Annotated in this window: 5 protein-coding genes; 3 read left to right on the top strand and 2 right to left on the bottom strand. The window is 65.5% G+C overall.

Annotated elements, in window-relative coordinates:
• Positions 1-451 precede the first annotated feature (451 nt).
• Positions 452-2,629, top strand: a complete 2,178-nt coding sequence (locus AC3A4T_RS24480; RefSeq protein WP_487677756.1) for a S46 family peptidase — start codon at positions 452-454, stop codon at positions 2,627-2,629.
• Positions 2,630-2,970: 341 nt separating this feature from the next.
• On the opposite strand, the gene AC3A4T_RS24475 is transcribed toward AC3A4T_RS24480, so the two are convergent.
• Positions 2,971-3,204, bottom strand: coding sequence for a DUF6289 family protein (locus tag AC3A4T_RS24475; RefSeq protein ID WP_487677755.1), 234 nt, complete (start codon positions 3,202-3,204; stop codon positions 2,971-2,973).
• Between the two features lie 316 nt (positions 3,205-3,520).
• Positions 3,521-3,748 (bottom strand): DUF6289 family protein, encoded by a 228-nt coding sequence (locus tag AC3A4T_RS24470; protein WP_487677754.1) that lies wholly within the window; start codon positions 3,746-3,748, stop codon positions 3,521-3,523.
• Between the two features lie 486 nt (positions 3,749-4,234).
• Between AC3A4T_RS24470 and serA the strand changes: the two genes are divergently transcribed.
• The gene (serA, locus tag AC3A4T_RS24465; RefSeq protein ID WP_036115259.1) at positions 4,235-5,797 is read left to right on the top strand and encodes a phosphoglycerate dehydrogenase; all 1,563 of its coding nucleotides are present in this window, start codon (positions 4,235-4,237) and stop codon (positions 5,795-5,797) included.
• A gap of 2 nt (positions 5,798-5,799) precedes the next feature.
• Entirely contained in the window at positions 5,800-6,444 is a 645-nt protein-coding gene (locus AC3A4T_RS24460; protein ID WP_487677753.1) for a histidine phosphatase family protein, read from the top strand.
• The last annotated feature ends 445 nt before the right edge of the window (positions 6,445-6,889 follow it).

The raw sequence follows: 6,889 nt of genomic DNA, 5'->3' as shown, positions 1-6,889 counted from the left end.
CTTATCCGACAACGACTTAGAGTCATTTCTCATCCTAGATCGAATCCTTATCTAGGACAGCCCCAAAGCGAATCCCCGCGATGGTTGTTTCGGCCGCGGAGGGTTGCGCGGGCGCGGCCCCCTTTTGCAAAGGGGGCAAGCAGTGGCGCTGCGGTAGCAACTACGGATCGACAACAAATCACGTCACCGCATCAAGCCGATGCTTTTCCCCCCTTGCAAGGGGGGCAGGGGGGATTCGCTTTTGCCCCAAGCGCTAACGAAATTTTAGCGTTGCCCTCAAAATTCCAAGCAAAACTGAGCGCAAGCTAAAACTTCGCGCGCCATTCGCATGCCGATCCGGTCGTATGCCGCTTCCGCCATGGCGTTCACAGTTTTCCCCGGGCTAGACTCGACCTCCCGCGGACCCAGGACGTTTTTGATGCGATATACGGCGCTGGCCAGAGCGATGGCCATGACAGGGACGTTGGTGTGCGGCACGGTCTGGGTCGATGCCGCGCAAGCGGTCGAAGGGCTATGGACGCCGCCGCAATTGCCCGAGCTCGCCTCGCAACTCAAGCAAGCCGGCCTGCGCGCCACTCCCAAGCAACTCGGGCAATGGGCCGATCCCAAGGGCGATCCGCTCGGCGCGGTGGTGCCGCTGGGCGGCTGTACCGCGAGCTTCGTCTCGCCCAAGGGATTGTTGCTGACCAACCAGCACTGCGCGCTCGGCGCGATCAATCTCAATTCCACCCCGCAACGCAATCTGCTGCGCGACGGCTTCAAGACCGGCACCAACAACGAAGAAGTGTCGGCCGGGCCGAACGCACGCATCTACGTGCTCGACTCGGTCCAGGACGTGACCGCGAAGGTGCAGTCCGCATTGACCGCCGCCAGCGACCCGCTCGCGCGCATCGAAGCGCTCGACGCGCTGGAAAAACAACTGGTCGCCGACTGCGAGAAAACCCCCGGATACGGCTGCCGTCTGTACAGTTTTTCCGGTGGCAACAGCTATCAACTGCAGCGCAGCATCGAGATTCGCGACCTGCGCCTGGTGTACTCGCCGCCCGACAGCATCGGCAACTTCGGCGGCGACAACGACAATTGGATGTGGCCGCGCCACAGCGGCGATTTCGCCTTCTACCGCGCCTACGTCGGCAAGGACGGCAAGCCGGCGGCGTACGCGATCGACAATGTGCCGTATCAACCCAAGCGCTGGCTCAAGATCGCCGACAAGCCGCTGGGCGCCGGCGATTTCGTGATGCTCGCGGGTTTTCCGGCGCTGACCAACCGCTACGCGATGGCCGATGACTTCCAGGCCAACGCCGACTGGACCTATCCGACCGTCGCCGCGCATTACCGCAAGCTGGCGGCGCTGATCGAGGCCGAAGGCCGCAAGAATCCCGAGATCGCCAGCAAGTACGCCGGCACCTTGCGCGGCTGGCAGGGCGCGGCCAAGAGCTACGAAGGCCAGGTCGACAGCTTCCGCCGCGCCAACACCGCGCAGATCAAGCGCGACGAAGAAACCGCCTTGCTCGAATGGCTGGGCAAGAAGGGCGCGGCCGGCAGCGCCGCGGTGTCGGCGCACGCGCGTCTGGTCGAACTGGGTCAGCAGGCGCGCGCGCAGCGCGATCGCGACCTGGTGATCGGCCAGTTGTACGCGACCGGCGCGTTGGCGACCGCGATGCAGTTGTACCGTTCGGCGATCGAACGCGCCAAGCCCGACAGCCTGCGCGAAAACGGCTATCGCCAGCGCGATCAGACCGCGTTCGAAAATCAGCTGCGGCAGATGGACCGGCGCTCGGATCCGCGCATGGACCGGCAATTGCAGAACTATTGGCTGCGCGAATACATCAAGCTGCCGAAGGAGCATCGGGTCGAGGCGCTGGACCGTTGGCTGGAAGGCGACGACGACAAATACATCAAGCGCGCGCTCGACCGCATCGCCAAGTCGCGCTTGAACAATCCCGATCAACGCACCAACTGGCTGCGCGCCGATCGCCTCGCGTTCGAGCAAGGCAAGGACGGGGCGAAGGACGGCGCGATCGGCTTCGCGGTCGCGGTGATGCCGACCGTGTTGCAGATGGAGCAGGAAATCCGCAGCCGCGCCGGCGAAACCCTGGCGGTGCGGCCGGTGTATCTCAAGGCGCTGGCCGATTACCGCAAGAGCGTGGGGCAGGTCGCGTACCCCGACGCCAACGGCTCGCTGCGGGTCGGTTACGGCACGGTCACCCCTTACACCAAGGACAACGGCGCGCGGCAATTGCCGTTCACGCGGGTGGAGGAAATCGTCGCGCGCAACAGCGGCGCCGCGCCGTTCAACGCGCCGCCGGCGCTGCTCAATGCGGTGTCGGCCAAGCGCTACGGCGGCGCGCTGGTGGACAAGCGATTGGAGTCGGTGCCGGTGAATTTCCTCTCGGACCTGGACATCAGCGGTGGCAATTCCGGCTCGCCGGTGCTCGATGCGCAGGGCAAGCTGGTGGGCCTGGTGTTCGACAGCAACTGGGAATCGGTGAGCGCGAGCTGGCTGTTCGATCCAGCGTTGACCCGGACGATCTCGGTCGATCAGCGCTACATGCGCTGGATCTTGCAGGAAGTGTTTCCGGCGCCGCGCTTGTTGGCCGAGATGGGCGTGCCGGCGTCGGGGAAATGATTGCTTCGGTGTCGCGAAAAAAATTGCCTGAGCTTCTGAGCTTCGCGCGCTGGTGCGAGTCGAGCGGTCTTGTAAGTGAGGCTTCATGCTGATCTAGCAGCATGAAGGCCCACGCTGGCCGAGAGGTCTTTTGTGGGAGGGGCTTCAGCCCCGACGCCCTTCGCTCCGGGTATGTGAAACACACCACGGCTGATCGAAAAGCATCAGGGCTGAAGCCCCTCCCACAAAAGACCTCGGCGATTCCCAGGGAATTGCCGAATTCACGAACCAACAAACAACGGGCCGGCAATGCCGGCCCGTCGCTTATTGCATAGGCGCATGACGCCGCGCCGAACACCGCATCAATCGCGCGGCGGCGGGCAGATCATATGGCCGGCGCTGTAGTTGGCGGTGCGCACGCCCGACTCGGTGTACACGCCCGAGCAACTCAGCTGAGCGTGGCCGACTTCGTTGCCGTTGGCGTCGTAGTAGAAATAGAACTCGCCGATTTCGTCCGGACCCGGCGGGCGGGCGAGGGCGACGGTGGCGACGAGGGCGGCGGCGAGGCCGAAGCCGAGGGCAAGGGATTTACGCATGACGAACTCCTGGTGTGGCGAAGCGAAGGACGGACGTCCGTAGCGACGCGAATCGCCGCGCGGACGGTTGCGGATCCCTCGAAGGTGCGGCGCGATTCGCGATTGACGTCGCTCACGTCAGGCGGGCCGTGCCATGCGCCGATCGCTGGATCGATACAGCGGATAACGCGTTGCCGACGGTGACTGCGCGGACGGACGACGCGGATGGATCGGTCCGGCGATCGCACGCTGCCGCATGCGCCGTTCGAGCAACTGCACGATCGGATCGACGAACGCCGCGCTCACTCAGGTGGGCGCGCTTGCCGATCCGCGACGATCACGGCTCCGGATCGCAGATGTAGTAACCCTCGCCGTAGATTTTTGACGTGCGGCCCCAGAATTCAGGCGTGCCGTCGCAATGGATCGAGGACTGGCCGATCACCGTGCCGTTGGCGTCGTAGTAGGTGAAGATCTGGCCCGGACCGGTGGGGCCGATCGCGGCGACCGCGGCGCCGACCGCGGCGAGCGCCGCGAAGCCGAGTGCCAGAGCGAGTTTCTTGCGCATGATGAGGTTCTCTCTTCGTGTGCCGGCAGACGCCGGCGCGTCGAAGCTAGGACGCAGTTCGCGATTACTCAACGTGACAAGTAACACCTTTGTGTAGCTTTGTGATGGGGGTCGGGTTGGTTTCGGGAAGTGGGAGGCGTGAAGACGGGAATCGGGAATCGGTTCAAGCGGGCGACCACGGTATGCCGACTTATGCGAAGGCTTCGTCTGCCGCTTTTGCTTTGAACCGATTCCCCATTCCCGATTCCCCATTCCCGCGGGCCCTTGCAAAGCAAGCGCCCGCTACCGTAGGCTGCGCGGGCAGTCGCGGATTCCCATGCCAGCCGGCCCCGTCTCCCGACCCGTGTCAGATGCCGCTTCCACGCGGCGCCGCTTTCGGCGGATTCGTCCCTGTTCAGGGCTGTAATCCGAACCAGAAGCGATCTATCTACCCGTAGTGCCGGCTCGCAGTGTCTCCCGTCTGTCCCTCACGACTTGGAGCTTGCGATGAAAGTACTGGCCTGCGATGGCATTCATGAAGACGGTCTGGCCCTGTTCCGCGATGCGGGCTGGGATGTCGTCGTGTCCGATCCGATCAAGGAACCCGCCGCGCTGGCCGCCGCGCTCAAGGGCGTGGACGCGATCCTGGTGCGTTCGGCGACCAAGGTCCCGGCCGAAGCCCTGGCCGATGCCGGCCAGTTGCGGGTGATTGGCCGCGCCGGCGCCGGCGTCGACACCATCGACGTGGACGCCGCGACCGAGCGCGGCATCGCGGTGATGAACGCGCCCGACGGCAACACCCTGGCCGCGGCCGAACACGCGATCTCGTTGCTGTTCGCGCTGGCCCGTCACATCCCGCGCGCCGACGCCGGCATGAAGGCCGGTGAATGGCCGAAGGCCGGGCTCACCGGGTTCGAACTCGAAGGCAAACGCCTCGGCGTGATCGGCCTGGGCCGCATCGGCGGCACGGTCGCGCGCAAGGCGCAGGGCATCGGCATGGAAGTCGCTGCGCACGATCCCTTCCTGCCCGCTTCGGCCGCCGGCAAGGGCAGCGTGCCGCTGAAGACGCTCGACGAATTGCTGGCCTGGGCCGACGTGGTGACGCTGCATATCCCGCGCACCAAGGAAACCACCAACCTGCTGTCGGAAACCAGCATGCGCACGATGAAGAAGGGCGCGTACTTGATCAACGCCGCGCGCGGCGGTCTGGTCGATGAAGCCGCGTTGCTGACGCTGATCGAAGAAGGCCATATCGCCGGCGCCGCGCTCGATACCTTCGTCACCGAACCGCTGCCGGCCGATTCGGCGCTGCGCGCGAATCCGAAACTGATCCTGACCCCGCACCTGGGCGCGTCGACCAGCGAAGCGCAGCAGGCGGTCAGCACGATTCTGGCCCGCCAGATCATCGATTTCGTCGCCACCGGAGCGGTCGCCGGCTGCGTCAACCTGCCACCGCTGACCGCCGAAGCCGCGCGCGAAGTCGGCCCGTGGATGCCGCTGATGTCCTCGCTCGGCCGCCTCGCCGCGCGCCTGGTGCCGGCGCCTACGCGCCTGGAAATCACCTACGCCGGCCGCACCGAAGCGTTGGATACGCGGCCGCTGTCGCGCTTGTTGGTCGCTGCGTTGCTGGGCACCGCGTCGGGCCGGGTCACGCCGGTGAACGCGTTGCAGGAAGCGGCCGCGCGCGGCCTGGTGGTGTCGGAAACCCTCGGCGGCGATGGCGACGGTTTCGATCGTCTGCTCAAGTTGCGCGTGGTCGGCGAGAACCGCACCCGCGAGATCGAAGCGACCTTGCACCGTGGTCCGCGCGTGGTGCGTCTGGACGGCGTGGAAATCGAATTCGATCCGCAGGCGCACGTGCTGCTGCTGCGCAACGAAGACCGTCCCGGCATGATCGGCGTGGTCGGTTCGACCCTCGGTGCGGCCGGCGTCAACATCGTGAATTTCGCCCTCGGCGCGGCCGGCGACGGCCAGGCGCGCGCGGCGATCACGGTCGATCGTCCGGTCAACGACGAACAACTCGCCGCCTTGCGCGCGACTCCCGGCATCCTTTCGCTGGCGCAGGTGTAAGCATGCGCATCTTGCTAGCCCGCCACGGCGAAACCCCGTGGAATGCCGAAGGTCGCTACCAGGGCCAGGAAGACATCGCGTTGTCGCCGGTCGGCGAAACCCAGGCGCGCGCGCTCGGCGCGCGCCTGCGCGAAGTGTCGATCACCCGCGCGGTGGCCTCGCCGCTGTCGCGTGCGCGCTACACCGCGCAACTCGCGCTCGGCGAGGAACGCGCGTCGATGCTCAAGCTCGACCCGGGCCTGATGGAAATCGCCCATGGCACCTGGGAGGGCCTGCTCGCCAGCGAAATCCGCGAACGCGACGGCGACCGTCTGCGCGCCTGGCGCGACACGCCGCATGAGGTGTTGATGCCCGGCGGCGAATCGATCGTGCACGTGCTCGACCGCGCCTGGCCGGCGTTCGCGCGCGCCTGCGAGGGCCTGCGCGACGACGACACCTTGCTGGTGGTCGCGCACGATGCGGTCAACCGAGTGCTGTTGTGTCGCGTGTTGGGGATTCCGCTGTCGAAGCTGTGGACGTTTCGGCAGGCGCCGACGACGTTGAATCTGCTCGAGGGTGATGATGTGGATCATCTCGAAGTCGTGCGGCTCAACGATTGCAGTCATCACACGGCGTTGTTCGGGGAGGCGGTGCATCGGGCGTTGTAGTCGGATGGCGACGCGCGTGGATGGTCGTCGTGCGCCGTCGATGACGCACGAAGCGACGTGGCGGCGTCGCAGCCCTTGTAGGAGCGGCGTAAGCCGCGACCGCGCCATCTCGAATACGTCGTTACCCGCGCCGTAGTTGCGTTTTCGCGGTCGCGGCTTGCGCCGCTCCTACAGGTAGGCCATGCACCTTCGGCTTGCGCTTGAAGTCGCGCAGTTCATCCAGCGCTGCGAGGCTTGTAACTCGCGTTAGCAAAAGCACACCCGAAGGGCGACGCGCATGGATGCGCGTCGCGCGCCACCGGGACATGGATGTCCCGTGTGACGCGTGCCCGCGTCTGCGCCGCACTTGCGGGCACTTGACTCACAACAAAAGCATTTTTCTTTGGTTACCTTTCTTTTGTTGCTTTAGACAAAAGAAAGTGACCCGCCGCTTTAGTGGCGGAAG

The organism is Lysobacter sp. Soil_N_51, from assembly GCF_057655755.1.
The sequence above is the reverse complement of the archived record's forward strand: the minus strand, read 5'-3'. Positions and strand labels throughout refer to the sequence as shown.